Here is a 19397-nt window from a genome sequence, read left to right as displayed (position 1 = left end):
CCATGGATTTTTCATTCCAGGAGTTCAGGACGCTTTTTGCCGGACCTCTCATACTCGAAGATTGGGCCGGGAAGGCATATTCGAAATTCCTGAAGAGGGAGTGCCGTCCACGACCTATCTTGACGTGGGGGTCCTGGGTGCGGCACGCTCTTCGCAGAGAGAGCCAACGTGGATTTAGTAGAATTTCTCACTTGTTCCTGGTGTGAGCATGACTCACTCGCCTTCACCCATTGACCCATCGATCGTGCCGGAGACGTGCCGCTCCCCGGCGGAAAGCATTACCTGGAGGATTCCTACAGAATCTCCCCGAGCATAATTCAGTATACTTATTGGCCCACACCGCCCAGTACACGGTTGTATATGAATGAGGGGTCACCCACCAGCTGGAGGAAAGAGGCGTTCGCCCTCTATGAGGCAGGAAGATACTGGGACTCGATCGAGTGTTGCGCCTCGCACCAGGACGGCGCCGCCGACCCTTCGGTTGCCGTCCTCATCGTGACCAACTATTTTGCTCTTGGTGAGTACGACGAGGCCGAAGTGCGACTCCGCGACCTCATCACGCACGCCCCCGATTCTTCCTATTACTATAGTTTTCTTGGGAAGGTGCTCGACGCCGCGGGGAAGGAGGGCGGGGTCGCCGCCTATGCCACGGCGGTCCAGCTTGATCCCGAAAACGAGGAAGCCTTGCGTGCCTATGCGGCGCACTTCACCGGACTGGAGGACCACCGCGCCGCCCGGCCTCTCCTCTCGGCCCTTGCGCCGATCTCGAAAAAAGAGGACGACGCCGTCGCCCTGATGCGCAACCTCATCGCCACCGGCGACGGCGAGGGAGCACTCGAGGTCCATGCATCCCTGCTCGGGGGAGAGGGCGCAGAGACCGAGTACATCGACGCTCTGATCATCGACGGCAGATGCCAGGAGGCGGCCAAGGCCGCCTTGGCGGCATACCACTCGTGCCATGACGCAGGATTCCTGCGCCAGCACCTCGCTGCTCTCGCCGCCTATGACCGTCCCGCCGCCCTCCACCTCTTCCCGACCGTCCTCCAGAAATGCCCGGACGACGACCTCGTCCTCGACTATGTGCTCCTCCTCAAGTCTGAACACCGGTACCTGGAGGCGCTTGAGGCCTGCAAACGCCTCATCGAGATGAAGCCCGACCCGATCCACCAGGTCGTCGCCTGCGAACTCGTCGCCGCGACCGGGGAGACCGACCTGGCGCAACAGGGATATGAAGACCTGATCAGGGAAGAGATCGCGCAGGGCGACGACCTCGAGACCCTCTCGGTGATCATCGAGGCCTACGAGGGATTTCTCAAGAAGTCCAGACCTCTCACCACGGTGCCTGACTGCTACCTCTCTGTCGTCTCAGAGGACCCGAACGTCGTCAGCCTTGCACGGACCGGGTGGTTCTACGCCTCATTTGGCGAGGAGAAAAAGGGGCGCGAGTGGCTGTACCGGGCCTACCGCCTCGACTTTCTCAACGGCGGGACCGAATACGCCAGGTTCCTGGCAGGGGAGGGAGACCTGCGCGAGTGCGAGAAGGTGCTCCTCTATGTCCTCACCCATGTCAAAAAGACCGGGGACCTGGTGCGGGTCGCGGAGACGGTCTTTGAGGCCGAGCACGGGTGGCAGAGGATGCCGCGCCTCGTCGACGGGCTCATCACCAGGTTCTCGGCCGAGGTCACCACCCTCAGTCCTGAGGGCCTGGAAGTCTTTGCCAGGATTTACCTCTGCGCCGCAGAGGGGGCGCTTGAGGCAGGCGAGTACATGCGGTGCAAGGAGTGCGCCCTGCACGGGCTTGACCTGACCAGGGCGCATACGCACGAGTTCTTCGAGGTCGTCTCGCGGTGTAAGGAGGCGACGGTGGCCGAACGCCCGGTCCTCCCCCCTGAGGGCGCCGGGGCGGCGAGGGCCACGAGAGACGAGGAACACGACGATCTCCCCGACCTCGGGCTTGACGAGCGTGAAACGGCGCTCGTCGCATTTTTAAAACAGCACAGAGAGAGCAATGAAGCAGACCTCAGGAAAGTGCTCGGGACACGGCGGGTGAGCGGGGTGGTGAACCGGCTCATCAAAAAGGCCAGTGAGGCCGGCGTCTCTCTCATCGAGAAACAGGGTATGGGTGAACACGGCGAGATCTATGTCTACACCGGGAAGTGAAGAGGATGGATGAGAAGAAGGCTGAAAGTATCGGGATCATCAACGCCCTCAGGCGGGGCACGGTCCCTGCCGCAGGGCTCGAACGACTTGCGGTTGGGCTCGAGGTCGAGGGGCGGGTGATCGGCGAGCAACTCGAATACGTCGCCACCGGCGGGGCAGACGTCAAGTTCGTGCGCGGCGACTATGGGAGCGGGAAGACCTTCCTGGTGGCGCGGGCACTTGAGATCGCACGAGATCAGGGGTATGCGACCGCCCACGTGATGATCTCGGCCGACACCCCGCTCCATAAGTTGAGCGCCCTCTATTACCGGATCCTCTCGTCCCTGCGGACGGCCGAGCACGAGAACGCCCTCAAGGAGATCATCGACAACTGGACCTTCTCGATCGAAGAACAGATCATCGATGTCGAGAAGACCGAGGAGGACGAGGTCCTGGAGGCCGGGACGGTGGCGCGGATCGAGGAGGCGCTCACCGACATCTCGACGGTGAACCCGGCGCTGGCGGCGGCGTTGCGGGTCTATTACACCGCCAACAACGCAGGAGAGTTCCAGCTCGCCCAGGCGGCGCTTGGCTGGCTCTCTGGCGAGCCCCATATCGGCCGCGACTTCCGTCGGGCGGCCGGGGTGAAGGGCGAGGTGGACGAGGTCTCGGCCCTGGTCTTTCTCCAGGGGATCGTGCGGGTGATCAGGGGGGCAGGCTACCGCGGACTTGCCGTGGCCGTCGACGAGGTCGAGACCGTCCAGGCCCTCCCCTCCAATCTGCGGCAGCGCGGTTACAACAACCTCCGCCAGATCGTCGACGCTGTCGACCGCGGTCAGATGCCCCACTGTTACTTCCTCTTCACCGGGACGCCGGCTTTCTTCGAGGGCTCGAAAGGGATCAGGTCGCTCCCGCCGCTGTACGACCGGCTGAAGGTCGTCGGGGACGACGGATATACCAACCCTCTCCAGACCCAGATCGAGCTCTCCCCCTTTGACAGGCCAAAACTCGAGGCGGCCGCCCAGAAGGTCTGCGAGGTCTACTCTGACGCCTATGGTCCGGTGGACAGGGAACGGGTCTCGCACCGTTTTGTGAGGGGGATGATCGACGGGGTCACCTCGCGCTTTGGCGGGCGGGTAGACGTTATCCCACGGGTCTTCCTGCGCGAGTTCGTCGATCTCCTGGACAAGTGCGAACTCTATACCGAGTACGACCCGGCACAGGCCTATGCCTTCGACGCCGGAAAGGTAAAGCAGGAACTGAACGAAGAGGAAGAGGCCTTCTTTGAGGTCGAGTTTTGAGGAGTAGACTGGATGAATGATAGGTGCGTGAAACAGAAGTTTGCAGCAGAGATCACTGACGGCGAGAAGGTGGACGACCTCTTCCTCCTCAAGACCTTCGAGGTGAAACAGAAGAGGGACGGGAGCCCGTACGTCAGGGCTGAGATCGGGGATGTCACCGGCACGCTCTCCTGCTTTCTCTGGGGGGTGCAGGGGTGCGCGGACCAGGTCACCGAGACCGCCTCCTCGATGCAGGTCGGTGCGGTCTACCACGTGAGAGGGAATGCAAAGACCTACAATGGTTCGATGCAGGTCTCGGTGAACGAGGGGATCGCCGACTTCGCCGCCCCGGTCCCTCCCATGGGCCTCGACCCTGAGGACTATCTCACGTCGCCGCTCAAGGGCCTGGACCTGAAGGACGGGATATTCAGGACGGCCAATGAGATCTCAGACCCGGTGCTCAGGCACCTGGTGCTTGAGGCGATCTCGTCGGCCGACGGGTTCTTCATCAAACCTGCGGCAAAGGGGAGGCACCACGAGTACAGGGGAGGGCTTGCAGAGCACACCCTTGAGGCCGCCAGGATCGCGCGGGCGGCCTGCGATGCCACCAGGACCGAGATCGACCGCGACCTGGTCATCGCCGGTGCCCTCCTTCACGACATCGGGAAGGCCTGCTGCTTCGAGGAGCAAGGACTTGGGTTTGCGGCACAGCCCGAGTACGACCTCATCGGGCATGTCACTCTCGGGGTCTCGTACATCGCGCCGTTCGCAAAACGCCTGCCCCCTGAGAAGGCTGCCCACCTTCTCCACATCCTCCAGTCCCACCATGGCCCGCACGGCGAGGTGCCCTGCCAGACCCCTGAGGCATGGACAGTCCACTTTGCCGACCTGACCAGCGCCACCCTCAGGGAGGCCGCGGACGACCAGGCCGATCTCGCCCCAGGAACAGGGAAGAGGAAAGGCTGGCGTGCAGGCGGCCCGGTCTGGCGCTTTGAGTGAGCAGTGGCGGCCACCCTGGTGATCATGTCCTGCTCAATAGACCTCTTCTTTTGACCTCCACTCACCAAAGAGAGAGATTGCATGGATCCTCTATGGCTCTCTCCATCGTGGCGCTGGCCGCCTGAAGGTTGAAAGCCTTCTCAAGTCCCTCTCCGGTCGCACCCCCGGTCCCCTGCACCACGATAGGTCGAGGACTGCAACGCACTTATCATGGTCGTCCATTCTGTCTTCCCGGTCAATCTTCCTCCAGGGATCTGGTGGAAACAGACAATAGTGAGCCTGAATGGACCTGCAGGTCTTTGATTGAGTCCCCGGCAACGAGATCAGGGGAGTCACGCTCGGGTCAGGGAGAGGTGAGAGTTTCTCCAGGGCCTGAGAGTTCAACAAAACCCATATGGAAGAACTTCCTTCTCTTCACTATGGACAGCGAAGAGAAAGAGATGTTCAAAGACCTGTTGTGGCTCAATGCCGTCATCGCAACCGAACTGATCCAGATCACCGAGAACACCTCCCAGATCCTCAGGAAGCAACCGCCGCCAGACTCATGCGTGCGCGAGCACGGCGAACTGCGCGAGACCGCCCTTGCGATCGCGGAGAAGTATCGTCCAGGCACTGCACTCGGCCCTCACCTCCGCGGACACCAGTGAGGGGTGCGGCCTGGTGACGATCCCTGGAGTGCACGCGGATCTCTGATCTTCGGGCTCTGTAGAATTCGGCATGGACCTGAAACTCACACATATGGGATGAACATGACCGTAGACCTTTGGATCGTGCACTGACCTGTGTGCCTCATTCTGGGCCAGACCCTGGTGGGAATCACTGGATGGCCGTCCCCACTTCTTCCTTGTCAGGGGGTCAGGGGATGCACTCCCCAGCACAAGGTGACAGGAGACGTTCAGCAGTTGAGGGCCGCGGATTAGTTCGACGTGCCTTCTCGCCCTGTCCTGTAATGCCGGGGGCGGGAAGGCGGGCAACACACCTCCGCCCCACACAATAGGTGAGGATTTACTATGGGGTCATCCTGGAACTCTCCTGTCTCGCCCTCACAGAAGATAATGGGGGACGAAGGTTAAGAGATCCTCATCTCTTCATTCAATGGCCTTCCCATCGTCTCGTGCCGGGGGTGCCACCCCTGGAATCCTGGGATGATGATGAAGTCAGGAAGGCACATCCGGCGTTCATGACAAAGATTCTGCGATCTCCGATAAATCATGTGGCGCGGGGGTCCGGGGGCAGCGCCCCCGGCACGAAAAGGGGGAACCCCTCGTGATCAGAAGGCTACTCTGGCACGATCTATAGGGGGTTTACCATGAAAATGATCCTGACGATCAACCCTGGAGGTTTGTATGATGATTTCTCCTCACCGAGATCCTCCATACCTGATATACGAAATACAGAAACTCTCTCCGAATGATCACCCGCCCTCAGCGCAACCGCAACACCTTCACCGTCGTCTCGCGCCTCCTCTCTTGAAAAGAGAGAGCAGATGACGAAAATTATCATCCCCTATGTGTGAGGGGCGTTCTTGCCTCATGAGCAATTCTACAGAACCTACAGGACTATTTTTTAGCTGTAGAGGCCCCTCTGGATCCTGGGCCGAGAGATCAGAAGCCACACCGACCTGGAGACCTGATCCCGCCTGGAGAAAAACTACGCAGCCCAGATGAAAATTTGATCCGGACAGACCCCCTCTTCCCGGACGCCCCTGGACGGCACGACCGGACATTCCCCAGGTGAGAAGGGTTATCCCGCCCTGGCGTGCATGAAGAGATATGAGTTATCTTGAGGAGATCAGGGCCAGGGGCCGGGAAGCAAACCCCTTCTTTGTCATGATGGGGATCGATCCCGTCTCATATGGGAACGGAGAGGCCGAACTCTCGATGGCGGTGAGGCCAGAGATGTGCAACGGAGCAGGATGGCTGCAGGGAGGGGTCTACACCTCCCTCGCCGACGAAGCGATGGCCCTCGCCCTCTTTACCGTCCTCAAAGAAGACGAAAGGATCGCCACCATCTCTGAGACGACACATTTCCTCGCGGGCGTCCAGGACGGCACCCTCAGGGCCAGAGGCGAAGTGGTGAGGAGAGGACGGCGCGTCGCCTTCGCCGATGGTGAAGTCTCTGACCAGGACGGGAACACCCTCTCCAGGACCACCGCCTCGTTTGCGGTGATGGGGCCCCGATGAGATCCTCATTGGCCACCGCATGATAAAAAATATGAGAGACCCTCGCCTAACTACTGCTATGAAACTCGTACTCGCAGTCGCACCCGACAAGTTCCGCGACGAAGAATTTGAGGTGCCGCAGCAGGTCTTCTCAGAGGCAGGCATCAAGACCGTGGTCGCTTCCACCAGGCCCGGCACCTGCCAGGGAATGATCGGGGCCACGGCAGAGGCCACCTCCGCCTTCGCCGACCTGGACCCCGAGGAGTACGACGGCATCGTCGTCGTTGGGGGCATCGGATCACAGGACCACCTCTGGACCGATGCCGACCTGAAAAAACTCGTGCAGACATATGCACATCACGGCAAAGTCGTCGCGGCGATCTGTCTCTCTCCAGTCGTCCTGGCACTCGCCGGTGTCCTCGACGGGAAGAACGCCACCGTCTTCAAGAGCCCTGCCTCGGTGAAGGAGATGGAACAGAGCGGGGCCAGACTCGTGGACGAAGCCGTCGTCTCCGACGGGAAGATCGTAACCGCCAACGGACCGGCGGCCGCCAGGAAATTTGCAGAGGCCGTTCTCGCCGCCCTTCCCCAGTAAACAGGATGGACATCTCTCCTTCATGGAGAGCATGCATCCATTTTTTTATCTCAAGAAAAATATTATAACAACACACACGCCACCGTGATCGGCCGGCATTTCTTGATTTGCATATTACAGAAGGCATATATGCATTGCTGGTCATCAAACCCTATCTGGACGTGGGAGCTGGTATACATTGGAAAGTTCGAAGTCAAACCCCTCAGATTCTGAGACCGCCCTCCTCTCCCTGGCCATGGACCAGAACGGGGACGGGGTCCTGCTCATCGACCAGGAAGGCTCGATCGTCTATGCCAACGACATCTTTGGCAGGGTGTTTGGGCTTGCGCCAGAGAACCTTCCCGGGCGCAACGCTCTCGAAATGCTGGAGACCGATGTCTCCCCCCTTTTCGAGGACCGGACCGGGTTCTGGAACCGGATCGAATCAGTGCACCGAAAGGAACGAGACGCCAGGAGTACCGCATGGACCCTTACCGGCCCGGTCCCCCGCGGGGTGGCCTACTCCAGTCACCTGATCACGGAGGGGCTCCTCAAGGGAGTGCGGATCGACCTCTTCCGTGATATTTCCGAGCAAAAAAAAGTTGAAATTGCCATGAAGGCCAGTGAAAAACGTCATCATGCACTGGTCTCATCATCCATGGTCCCTTGTTGCACCACCTCTACCAGTTTCAGGATCCTCTCTGCAAACAAGGCATTCTACGATTTTTATCATGTGGAAAAGAGAGAAAGAGAGTCAATCTTAGATATTATCCCGCCGGAAAGCGCTGCAAAAGCGAAAAAAATACTCAAGACACTCACCGCTGACAATCCTCAACTTCAGGTCCACAATGGGGACGACAGATGGATCGTCAACGGCATCTTCACCGACGAAGAAACACTCACCGAGATCCTCTGGGTGTGGAGGGAAGACTGGTTCAAGGCCGGTGAACGGGCAGAGAAGATCAGGTGCCTGTACAGTTTCGTGCACCTCCTTCACAACGACGAATATTCTGAGCACGAGACCCTCACGCGGGGTTCTGAGATGATCTTCGAGTCGGTGCCATGGATCCACGCCCTCTCGATCTCGATCCCTGACCGCCTCTCGGTGACCACGGGAGACCCTGAGCAGGGTATACAGACATTATTCCCCGTCGACGTCGGAAGCGGACAGAGAGGGGAGGTGACAATCTGGCATGAGGCGAGAGAGCAGAACATCTCCGCTCCGTCCTTCTTCCTCCTTGCCATCGTCGACGAGATCACCCTGTACCTCAGGAACAAAACGGCACAAATGTCTGCTGAACGCTCCCAGGTCACCTACCAGACACTCTTCGAGACGACCGGCACGGCATCATTCCTTCTTGGGCCAGAGATGCGGATCTGCATGGCGAACCGCGAGTTCTCCCAGATGTTTGGGTATTCTGAAGCCGAGATCAGGGACGACATGTGCTGGCTCTCGTGCGTGGAAGACGACGACCAGGCTATGGTCAGGCACTTCCACCAGGCCAGACTGAGCGACCCTGAACACACGCCAAGGACCTATGAATGTCGTGCCTATGCAAAGGATGGATCCCCGCGCGACGTGATCGTCAACGTCTCCCTGATTCCAGGCACCACCCTCTCGGTCATCTCGCTGGTAGACATCACCTCCAAGAAGGAGACCGAGCATGAACTGAGGGAGAGCGAACACCGCTATCGGCTCATCACCGAGAACGCGACCGACGTGATCTTCACCCTGGATGCCGACCTGCAGTTCACCTATGTGAGCCCCTCGATCGAGCGCCTCACCGGGATACCGGGTGCGAGGATCCTCTCCAGGTCGATCGCCGACCTGCTTACTCCACGGTCGTTTACCACATTTCAGGACGCCGCCATCGAAGTCTCGGCACCTTTTGAAAATCCGGAAGATGGCTCAGTCTACTCAAAGGTCTTTGAGATCGAGACGTCCCGGAAAGACGGTACCCCACTCTGGATGGAGGTGCGGATCAACCCCCTGCATGATGCCGAGGAGGGGATATCAGACGGCGTGATGGGAGTGATGCGAGACATCAGCGACCGTAAACTGGCGGAAGAACGGGAGACCCAGTACATCAGGGAACTCTCCTTCCTGTCCAGTGCGGCGATGGGGTTTGTCGACCTCCCGCCAGAAGACGAGATCTACCGGTTCATCGGGGAACATCTCTGCAGTTTCTTCGACGAGGTGCTCACTTTTGTAGGGCAATACGATAGTCTTGATCAGAAACTCACCGTCAGGGCGGTTTCAGGAGTCGATGAAGACGATGAGCCCAGGCTGTACTCCATGGCGCGGAGTTGCATGGGGACAGGCATCGCCCTCCCCGAGACCGCGTACGACAGTCTCCTCGACGGGGAGCTCAGGGCGGTTGACCACGAGACGGCCCTCTCGTTCCTTCCAGGGCAGGTGAAGGCCACTGCTGAGCAGTATATCGACGGGGTGCAGGGCTCGGTGCACGTGATCGGGATCGCACGCAGCAACACCCTGTTTGGATGTGTGGTCCTGGTCCAGCGAAACGACACATTCCTGGAGGCCTCATCCACCATCGAGACCTTTGTAAACCTTTCATCAGTGGCTCTCCAGAGGAGGGTCCTTGAGATGGAACTGGAGTCGACCAAATCGCGCCTCCAGCACATCCTCTCGTCAAGCCCGGTCATGATCTTCTCGCTCGACCCGCCACGAGCGCCCGGGAGCACAGGCCTGATCACCTATGTGACCGAAAATATCACCTCGCTGCTTGGCTACGAGCCAGAGGAGGTGATCTATGACTCGACATTCTGGACGACCACCATCCACCCCTCGGACCGCCGCCGGATCCAGGACGACGAATTCCCTGAACTTTTAGAGAAGGGAGATAAAGTCCTTGAATTCAGGATGCGCCACAAAGACGGGAAATACCGGTGGCTCCACTTCGAGGTGCGGGTGACCAGGGACGACGACGGCAACCCCACGGAGGTGATCGGGTCTGCAATCGATATCTCTGAACGCAAGCGGATCGAGGAAGCGCTCAGGATCATGGACAGTGCCATCACCTCTTCGATCAACGCGATCACCATCACCGACCTGGAAGGGGAACTGATCTTTGCAAACAACTCGGCGCTCAAATTCTGGGGCTACGACGAGGTGAAGAAAGTGGCGGGCAAGCCGCTTGAACGCTTCTGGCAGCCGAAGAAGAAGGTGGCGACGGTCCTTGAACGGATCGGGAGGGACGGCGGGTGGATGGGCGAACTTGTCGGGAAGAAAAAAGGAGGCAAGAGGTTCCATGCCAGTGTCTCGGCGAGCATGGTCACCGACGAGGAGGGCGACCCCCTCTGCATGATGTTCTCCTTCATAGACATCACCGAGCGGACCGAGATAGAGGAGGAACTGGCAAAGTATCGTACCCACCTGGAAGAGATCGTCCTCGAACGGACGAAGAAACTGACCGAGACAAACAAACGTCTCCGTGCCGAGGTCAAGGTCAGGAAAGAGGCAGAGGAACATATCAGGGCACTCAGCACGTTCAGGGAGAGTGTCATCGAGAACGCGACCATGCTCCTTGCGGTCACCGACAGCGAGGGGCGGGTGAATGTCTGGAACCGGGCGGCCGAGGAGGTCACCGGGTATGCAAGAGACGAGGTGGTCGGGGGTGCCGAGATCTGGGACACCCTTGTCCCTGACCCTGTGACCAGGGAGAAGGTCCTGAAGGTGGTGCGGGGCGAGTGCACCGGGTCGGACACGGTCGAGAACCTCGAATTCACAGTCCAGGCCAGAGACGGGGAAGAGAAGGTTCTCCACTGGAATGCACGCCTGCTCAGGGACGGAGGTGACCGTCTTCAGGGCGTGGTCACCCTTGCCGAGGACATCACCAGGCGCAAGAGGATGGAGGAGGAGATCAAGGCGAGCGAGGCGCGGTACCGTGGGGTGGTCGAGGACCAGACCGAATGGATCTGCCGCTTCAGGCCCGACATGAAGGTGACCTTTGTCAACGAGGCGTTCTGCAGGTCGTTTGGGTTCTCAAGAGAGGAGGTACTCTCCTCCACCATCGACGCCGTTCTCCCAGAATGGTTTGCCGACTTCTTCCTCTCGCCCGGGGAGCACACTGACCTCGGACAGCAGAACTTCACCGTGGAAGGCAAAGTGAAAGCGAAGGACGAAGAGGAGACCTGGCACCAGTGGACGGTGCGGGCGATCTCCGCCCCTGACGGTGCGGTCTCCGAGTACCAGGTGGTGGGCAGGGACATCACCCTGGTGAAGAAGGCGGAAGAGGAGTTTATCAGGACCGAGAAACTTCTCTCTCTCTCCGACCTTGCAGGGGGGATCGCTCACGACTTCAACAATATCCTCACCTCGGTGATGGGCAACATCAATCTTGCCAAGATGAAGGTCTCGCCTGACGACTTTGTCTACCAGCGCCTGACCGAGGCGGAGGCGGCGACGATGAAGGCGGGAGACATCACCCGTCAACTCTTCAGTTTCTCAGATCTCTCCGAACCTGAGAAGGAGACAGTCGATATCGCCGACCTGGTCCACGAGGCCGCGAGTTATGCCCTGCGCGGCTCGAAGTGCAAGTGCCGGTTCGCCCTTGAACCCGAACCGATGGCGGTGATGGGCGACGCCGCCCAGGTCCTCCAGGTTCTGCACGCCCTCATCATCAATGCCGACCAGGCAATGCCTGAAGGAGGGACGGTGACCATCGGGGCGGGCCCGGTGGAGGTCGCCGGGAACGATCCGATCCCGATCCCGAAGGGGCGCTATATCAGGGTAGCGGTGGAGGACCACGGCGTGGGGATCAGGCCCGAGCATATGGGCCGCATCTTTGACCCGTATTTCACCACCAAGAAGCATGGGTCAGGGATCGGACTGGCAATGGCCCTCCCGATCATCAAGAACCATGGCGGGTGGATGGATGTTGCGTCAGAACCAGGACAGGGGACGACGTTCTCCCTTTATCTGCCTGCAACGGCAAATGGTGGGTGTGAACAGATGACACCTGTGGCCATCACCGGAGGGGGGTCCGGATCCATTCTCTTGATGGACGATGAGGTCGGGATCCTGGAGACGACGAGCGACATTCTCAGGCACCTCGGGTACACGGTGGCGACGGCGCAGGACGGCGAGGCGGCGGTGGAGGCGTTCGCCAGTGCGCAGGAGACCGGCACTCCCTTCGACGGGGTCATCCTGGACCTGACGGTGCCGGGAAAGATGGGCGGCCTTGAGACGATGGAGAAACTCAAGGAACTGGACCCCGCGGTGCGGGTGCTCGTGTCGAGTGGATATCTCAACGACCCGATCATCAAGAACCCGGGCAAATACGGATTTTACGGGAGTATTGGGAAGCCGTACCTCCTCGAAGAGTTGAACAGGATCCTCCAGGATCTTCTCACTCATTAAGACTTTTTTTGGCTCTGTAGAATTCGGCATGAACCCCTGGCTCACGCATACTGGATGAATATTTCTCGTGGCGTGATCTCCCATGTAATGACAGGAGAATCGGTGAGGGTCGTGTTCTTTTCGCCGCCCCTGCCTCTCCTCATCGTGGGGGTTCAGGGGAGTCTCCGCCCTGGCGTCGGATTGCAGTGAAGAGTCTACAATGAGGGGCGGCGGTTCTGATCGGCGTGCCTTCCCCTGTCATACGCGCCGGGGGGCGGCACGCCTCCCGCAGAGATAGTCATCAAGAGGTTTTCTACAGAACCGTAAATCCTGGATTTTCGAGCAGGCGAAACGATAGAATATCTTTGAGCGACATGCTCTCCTCCACCATAGATCGAGGACTACACCCCCCTCGTTGTGGTCGTTCATTCTGCTTTCCCCGGCCTTGTCATGGTCCATGGGGGCCGAGGGTTGGGCCCCCCGGCCCTTCCTTCACGACGGACCGCCCATGAGATGAGGGCGCCGGAGGTGCGGTCACGCACATGCCCCTCTATACAATGACGACGCTCCTGCACGTGCCTTCACGTCTCCCAGGATCCGGGATATTAAGCGCCTTCTCGCGGTCTGGACTGCGTAAAAGAGAGGTGCAGGAAAGAGACCGTGCACAGGAGCCGAACATCTATAATCCCCTGGTGAGATAGATATGGGTACGAAGATATCCGCGGGGAATTTGTTTTGAAGTATATATTCGTTACTGGCGGCGTAATGAGTGGCCTTGGCAAAGGCATAACAGCAGCATCGATCGGGAGGATCCTGAAAAACCGGGGGTATCAGGTCACCGCGATCAAGATCGACCCCTACCTGAACATTGATGCAGGTACCATGAACCCTGCACAGCACGGGGAGGTCTTCGTGCTCAGCGACGGGGGTGAGGTTGACCTGGACCTCGGCAACTACGAGCGTTTTCTTGACATCGAGTTGACGCGCAACCACAACATCACCACCGGCAAGATCTACAAGAGCGTCATCGAGAAAGAACGGCGCGGAGATTTCCTGGGCGGGACCGTCCAGATCATCCCGCACATCACCGACGAGATCAAGGCCTGCATCGCCAGGTCTGCAGAAGAGTTCGAGAACAACGGCTACAAGGCTGAGGTATGCCTCGTCGAGGTCGGCGGCACGGTCGGCGACATCGAGTCGATGCCCTTCCTTGAGGCGGTGCGCCAGATGCGCGGCGAACTCCCTGCACACGACACCGCCCTGCTGCACGTGACCCTGGTCCCTGCAGACACAATGGGCGACCTCAAGACCAAACCGACGCAGCACTCGGTCAAGGCGCTGCGCGAACTCGGACTGCGCCCAGACATCATCGTCTGCCGGAGCGACCGGGTTCTTCCGATGCACTCGCGCCGCAAGATCTCAGAGTTCTGCGACGTCCCGCTCAACGCGGTCGTCAGTGCGGCCGACGCCTCCGACATCTACCATGTCCCGATGGAGCTTGAGAAGGAAGGGGCTGCCAATGTCGTCCTCGACCTCCTTGACCTCGAAAAGCGCGGGGTGGACGCCGAGTGGTACCGCACCGTCACCGAGGACTACACCAACCGGGTGACCATCGGGATCGTCACCAAGTACGGGATCGAGGATGTGTATCTCTCGATCAAGGAAGCCCTCAAGCACGCCGGCCGTACCCTCTCTGCCGAGGTGCAGATCAAGTGGCTGGACGCAGAGACCTACGAACCTGCAGAACTTGCTGAGCTGGACGGCGTCCTGATCCCGGGCGGTTTTGGCCAGCGCGGGGTCTCCGGAAAGGTCACTGCGATCAGGTACGCCAGGGAGAACCAGATCCCGTTCCTCGGGATCTGCCTTGGGTTCCAGATGGCGGTCGTGGAGTTTGCCCGTGATGTCCTCGGGTATGAGGACGCGATCTCTGAGGAGTTCGGCGAGGGCACCCAGGTGATCGCCCTCCTTCCAGAGCAGGAGAACGTTACCAAACTCGGCGGGACCATGCGTCTTGGGAGTTATCCGGTCGACGTGGTGGAGGGGACCAGGGCATGGGACCTCTACCAGAAGACGTCGATCACCGAGCGGCACCGGCACCGTTACGAGGTGAACCCCGAATATATCGAGGAACTGAAAGAGAATGGGCTGGTCTTTTCAGGGATGAACGGGAACAGGATGGAGATCCTCGAACTCCCCTCTCACCCGTTCTTCTTTGCGACCCAGTTCCATCCTGAGTTCAGGTCGAGGCCGACGAGGGCGTCACCGCCTTATATCGGGTTTGTGAAGGCGTGCATGGAGTACAAGAACCAGGAACACCAGTAAAAAGAGGTTGAGCAATGGTCAAGGTAGAGCAGTTTATCGAGCGTGCAGTCAAGGAGATCAGGCAGGAGGCCGGGGACGAGAAGGTCGTCGTCGCCCTCTCGGGCGGCGTGGACTCCTCGGTCTGTGCGATGCTGGCGGCGCGGGCGATCGGGACGAACCTGGTCCCCATCTATGTGGACACCGGACTGATGCGCAAGGGCGAAAGCGAACGGATCTGCGAGGTCTTCGCTCCCCTCGGCGTGAAGAGAGTCGACGCCGCCGACGAATTTTTTGCGGCGCTGAAGGGGGTCATCGATCCTGAAGAGAAGAGAAAGGTCATCGGTGAGCGGTTCATCAGGATCTTTGAGCGCGAGGCAAAGGCCACCGGCGCGAAGTACCTCCTGCAGGGGACGATCTATCCTGACCGGATCGAGAGTGAAGGCGGGATCAAGAGCCACCACAATGTCGGCGGCATGCCCCTGGACATGATGTTTGAGAAGGTGATCGAGCCCCTGCGTGATCTCTACAAGGACGAGGTGCGCGAGGTCGCCGGCGGCGTGGACCTCCCGGCCGAGATCCAGCACAGGATGCCCTTCCCTGGCCCGGGGCTTGCAGTCCGTGTGCTCGGCGAGGTGACCCCTGAGAAGATTGCGGTCGTCAGGGAGGCGAACGCGATCGTGGAAGAAGAACTCGTCGAGCGCTATCAGCCCTGGCAGTGCTTTGCCGCGCTTCTCGGCCGGGGGACCGGCGTCAAGGGCGATGTCAGGTGTTTCGGCTGGGTCGTCGCCGTCAGGGCGGTGAACTCGCGCGACGGCATGACCGCCGACCCGCTGGAGGTGCCCTTCGACGACCTGGTCAGGATTGCCGGGCGGGTTGCGTCCGAGATCGCCGAGGTCTCGCGGGTGGTCTATGATATCACCCCCAAGCCCCCTGCAACAATCGAGTACGAATGAGATGATGATGGTATGGAATTAGCAGAAAACTACCAGGAACTGGACGCGGAGTATTATATGCCCGCCTTCTCGCGCACGACCGAGATCGTGCGCGGGCAGGGGGCCCGCCTCTGGGACGTAGAGGGGAATGAGTATCTTGACTGTGTCGCGGGGATCGCGGTCTGCAGCACTGGGCACTGCCACCCGAAGGTGGTGGAGGCGATCTGTACGCAGGCACATGAACTGATCCACTGCTCAAACCTCTTCTATGTCCCGCACCAGGCCGAACTCGCCAAAAAAGTCGTGGAGATCTCAGGGCTTGTCGGCGGGAAGGCCTTCTTCTCGAACTCCGGCGCCGAGGCGAACGAGGGAGCGATCAAACTTGCCCGTCTTGCTACCGGCAGGAAGAAGTTCGTCGCCTTCACGCACAGTTTCCACGGGCGGACGATGGGGGCGCTTGCGGTCACTCACAAACCCGCGATCAGGGAGCCCTTCGAGCCCCTTGAACCTGCATGCACCTTCGTCGAGTACGGCGACCTCGATGCCCTTGAGCAGGCGATGGACGACGACATCGCCGGGGTGATCGTCGAAGGGATCCAGGGCGAGTCAGGGGTCTTCCCTGCGCCGAAGGGATTTCTTGAAGGGATCAGGGAGTGCTGTGACCGCCACGGCGCCCTGATGATCATCGACGAGGTCCAGACCGGGATGGGACGGACCGGGAAGTGGTTTGCGTTCCAGCACACCGGTGCACAGCCAGACGTCCTCACGATGGCCAAGGGGATCGCAAGCGGGTTCCCGATGGGGGCGCTTGTCGCCCGCAAGGGCCTGGAGTTCAAGGGAGGCGAGCACGGGAGCACCTTTGCCGGAGGTCCGCTTGCCTGCGCTGCCGCACGGGCGACGATCGGCGTGATCGAAGACCTTCTCCCGTCCATCCCTGAGAAGGGCGCACGCTTTGCCAGGGGCCTCGCTGCCTGGAACCCCAGGCAGGTGGGGCTGATGATCGGGTTCACGGTCGGCGAGCGCTGTGCAGAGGTGCAACACTACTGTGCCGAGCACGGGGTGCTGGTCAACTGCGCCGCCGACGGGAACATCAGGCTCGTGCCGCCCCTTGTCATCACCGACGAGGAGATCGACACGGCCGTCGGTGTGATCAATGAGGCGCTCAATCGTTAGGCGTTGTTACGCGACTGCAGGGGGGTACGTCTTTGCAAAGAGCGCGGAGGAGATCGCGCGCGAGCAGGGGCTTTCGAGAGTGGCGCGGCTTGCAAGCAACGAGAACCCCTCTCCCCCGTCTGAGGCGACGATTGCTGCAGGGCTCTCCGCCCTGAAAGAAGGGAACCGCTACCCACCGGCCCGGCAGGAGGCCGTGGTCGACGCCCTCAGGAGGGTGCATGGCGACCATGCCTTCCTCCTCGGCAATGGCATGGACGGGGTGATCGAGACGGTGGTGCGCACTGTGGTGGAACCTGGCGACCGCGTCGTCATCTCCACCCCGACGTTTTCTTTCTATGGACTTGCCGCCGCGGCGCAGGGGGCCGAAGTCGTCGAGGTTCCGCGCGAGCCCGACTTTTCGGTTGACCCCACGAAGTTCATCGAAGCGTGCCGGGGGGCGAAACTCGCCTTCCTCTGCACGCCGAACAACCCGACCGGGGATGTGGTCCCGGTCGAGGCGGTCAGGAAGATCCTGGACGGCATCGATTGTCTTCTCTTCCTGGACAATGCCTATATCGAGTTCTCGGACGCGGACTACCGCCCGCTGATGCAGGAATACGACCACCTCATCGAGGGGCGGACGATGTCCAAGGCCTACTCGCTGGCCGGGGTGCGTTTTGGGTATGCCTTTGTTCCGGAATGGCTTGCACCTCACCTGGAGCAGGCGGCCACGCCCTTTGCCGTAAACTGTGTCGCCCTTGCTGCGGCCGAAGCGGCGCTTGCAGACCAGGCGCACATCGACGAGGTCGTGGCGCATGTGAGGCAGTGGCGGGAACGCTTTATGACCGAGATCCCCTTCCCGGTCGCTCCCTCTGAGGCCAACTTCGTCCTCATCGATGTGGCGCCCATGACAGGGGACGAGGCGATGGAGCGACTGGCAGAGGGGGGCGTCGTCGTCAGGTCGTGTCGGAGTTTCCCCGGGCTTGAAGACCGGTATATCAGGGTCTGCATCGGTGCCGACTGGGAGAACGAACTCTTTCTGGAGAAGGTCAGGGATCTGCAATGATGGTCGGGATCACCGGGACGCCCGGTACAGGCAAGAGCACGGTTGGCGTGGTGCTGGCCGGGCGCGGCCGCCGTGTGGTGCATACCACCGAGACAGTCGGGCCGTTCATCCTCGGGAAGGACCCGGCGCGTGACACGAGAGTCGTGGACGCCGAGGCGTGGGCGGCGGCCTTTGAACCGATCGACGGGGTGGTGGAGGGGCACCTTGCCCATCTTCTTCCCTGCGACCTGGTGGTGGTGCTCCGGTGCCGGCCTGATCTCCTGAAAGAGAGGTTGACCGCGCGCGGGTATCCGCGCGAGAAGGTGCGAGAGAACGCCGAGGCCGAGGCCCTGGACGTCATCCTGATCGAGACGTTGGAGGGCTTCCCCAGGGAGAAGGTGCTCGAGGTGGACGCCGGTGCACTGAACCCTGAGGAAGTCGCCGACCTCGTCGAGGGCTTCATGGCCGGCGAGGTCGCCCCCTCTGTCGGGATGGTTGATTGGTCCTCTTATATCCTGGAGGGGCTATGACCCTCGACCGCCTCCGTCCCTATGTCAGCGGACTTCTCTCGCCGGCGATCGCCGGGGCCGCACGTCTCAGGCTCACGCCAAACTTCTTCTCGGCTGTTGCACTGATTGCAGCCTTCGCGGCCGGGGGTGCCTTTTACTTCGGCGAGATCGTCTGGGGTGTCATCCTGGTCGCGGTGAATGCGGTCTTTGATGCCATGGACGGGGCGCTTGCCCGTGAACTCGAGGTTGCGAGTCTGCGCGGCGACTTCATCGATCATGTCTCTGACCGCTACGCCGATATCGTCATCATCACCGGGCTCTTTGCAGGCGGTGCGGCCTCCTGGCAGATCGGGGTCTTTGCCCTCACCGGGGTGCTGATGTCCTCGTATATGGGCACGCAGGCCCAGGCCCTCGGGGTCGGGAGGTACTACGGTGGGGTTCTTGGCCGGGCCGATCGCCTGGTGCTCCTGATCATCGCCGGTCTGCTTGATCTCATCTTTGCGGCGCCGGTGTACGGGCTGCCGTACCTCGGATGGCTCCTGGTCATCTATGGGGTGTTCGGGCATTACACCGCCCTGCAGCGGATCGTCTATATCTGGAAGCGGCTCTGATCCGCTCTTCTTTTTTTTGCGTTGAATTTTTTTTCTGGTGAGTGCATCAGGAGCGGACCGTGCGCCGCATCGGCGCGATTGATCAGGGGAGGGGTGATGATCCGACGTGCCGCCCACAATTGCAGAATCTCCACCGTCGTCTCGCGCCGGGGGGCGAGTGCCCCCCGAACCCCCCACGGGGAGGATAGGCGGGGGCGGCAATGAAGTGGTGGTCTCACATAGTATCCTGCTCTGAGGGGTGAGCACGGATCCAGACACCCCCGGGATCCACGATCATGTTCATCCCGTATGCTTGAACCCGGGGTTCATGAGCAATTACCATGAAAATGAT

Annotated in this window: 13 protein-coding genes; all 13 read left to right on the top strand. The window is 60.4% G+C overall.

What is annotated here, in order from left to right:
* Positions 1–360 precede the first annotated feature (360 nt).
* A complete protein-coding gene (locus J2129_RS05835) occupies positions 361–2160 on the top strand; it encodes a hypothetical protein (RefSeq protein ID WP_209629979.1) in 1800 nt (599 codons plus the stop codon).
* Positions 2161–2165: 5 nt separating this feature from the next.
* The gene (gene brxD, locus J2129_RS05830; RefSeq protein WP_209629978.1) at positions 2166–3440 is read left to right on the top strand and encodes a BREX system ATP-binding protein BrxD; all 1275 of its coding nucleotides are present in this window, start codon (positions 2166–2168) and stop codon (positions 3438–3440) included.
* A 12-nt stretch (positions 3441–3452) separates the two neighbouring features.
* Positions 3453–4418: an HD domain-containing protein gene (locus J2129_RS05825; RefSeq protein WP_209629977.1), complete on the top strand. Its 966-nt coding sequence runs from the start codon at positions 3453–3455 to the stop codon at positions 4416–4418.
* A gap of 419 nt (positions 4419–4837) precedes the next feature.
* Positions 4838–5065 (top strand): hypothetical protein, encoded by a 228-nt coding sequence (locus J2129_RS05820; protein WP_209629976.1) that lies wholly within the window; start codon positions 4838–4840, stop codon positions 5063–5065.
* Positions 5066–6190: 1125 nt separating this feature from the next.
* Positions 6191–6601 (top strand): PaaI family thioesterase, encoded by a 411-nt coding sequence (locus tag J2129_RS05815; RefSeq protein WP_209629975.1) that lies wholly within the window; start codon positions 6191–6193, stop codon positions 6599–6601.
* Between the two features lie 58 nt (positions 6602–6659).
* A complete protein-coding gene (locus tag J2129_RS05810; RefSeq protein WP_209629974.1) occupies positions 6660–7175 on the top strand; it encodes a DJ-1/PfpI family protein in 516 nt (171 codons plus the stop codon).
* Between the two features lie 178 nt (positions 7176–7353).
* On the top strand, positions 7354–12537 hold the full coding sequence (locus J2129_RS05805; protein ID WP_209629973.1) for a PAS domain S-box protein: 5184 nt from the start codon (positions 7354–7356) through the stop codon (positions 12535–12537).
* A 714-nt stretch (positions 12538–13251) separates the two neighbouring features.
* Positions 13252–14838 carry a CTP synthase gene (locus J2129_RS05800; RefSeq protein WP_209629972.1) on the top strand — a complete coding sequence of 529 codons (1587 nt, stop codon included), beginning with the start codon at positions 13252–13254 and terminating at the stop codon, positions 14836–14838.
* A gap of 14 nt (positions 14839–14852) precedes the next feature.
* Positions 14853–15770 (top strand): glutamine-hydrolyzing GMP synthase, encoded by a 918-nt coding sequence (gene guaA / locus J2129_RS05795; protein ID WP_209629971.1) that lies wholly within the window; start codon positions 14853–14855, stop codon positions 15768–15770.
* A gap of 12 nt (positions 15771–15782) precedes the next feature.
* Positions 15783–16922, top strand: coding sequence for an acetylornithine transaminase (locus J2129_RS05790; RefSeq protein ID WP_209629970.1), 1140 nt, complete (start codon positions 15783–15785; stop codon positions 16920–16922).
* The gene (gene hisC, locus J2129_RS05785) at positions 16903–17967 is read left to right on the top strand and encodes a histidinol-phosphate transaminase (protein WP_209629969.1); all 1065 of its coding nucleotides are present in this window, start codon (positions 16903–16905) and stop codon (positions 17965–17967) included. Before J2129_RS05790 ends, hisC begins: the two co-directional genes overlap by 20 nt.
* Positions 17964–18476: an adenylate kinase family protein gene (locus J2129_RS05780; protein ID WP_209629968.1), complete on the top strand. Its 513-nt coding sequence runs from the start codon at positions 17964–17966 to the stop codon at positions 18474–18476. Before hisC ends, J2129_RS05780 begins: the two co-directional genes overlap by 4 nt.
* Positions 18473–19066, top strand: a complete 594-nt coding sequence (locus J2129_RS05775; RefSeq protein ID WP_209629967.1) for a CDP-alcohol phosphatidyltransferase family protein — start codon at positions 18473–18475, stop codon at positions 19064–19066. The genes J2129_RS05780 and J2129_RS05775 overlap by 4 nt, the downstream gene beginning before the upstream one ends.
* Positions 19067–19397: the final 331 nt, after the last annotated feature.

This window comes from Methanofollis sp. W23 (assembly GCF_017875325.1).
Lineage (GTDB): Archaea > Halobacteriota > Methanomicrobia > Methanomicrobiales > Methanofollaceae > Methanofollis.
Note: the sequence above shows the minus strand (reverse complement) of the source record. Positions and strands in the feature narration are given on the sequence as shown.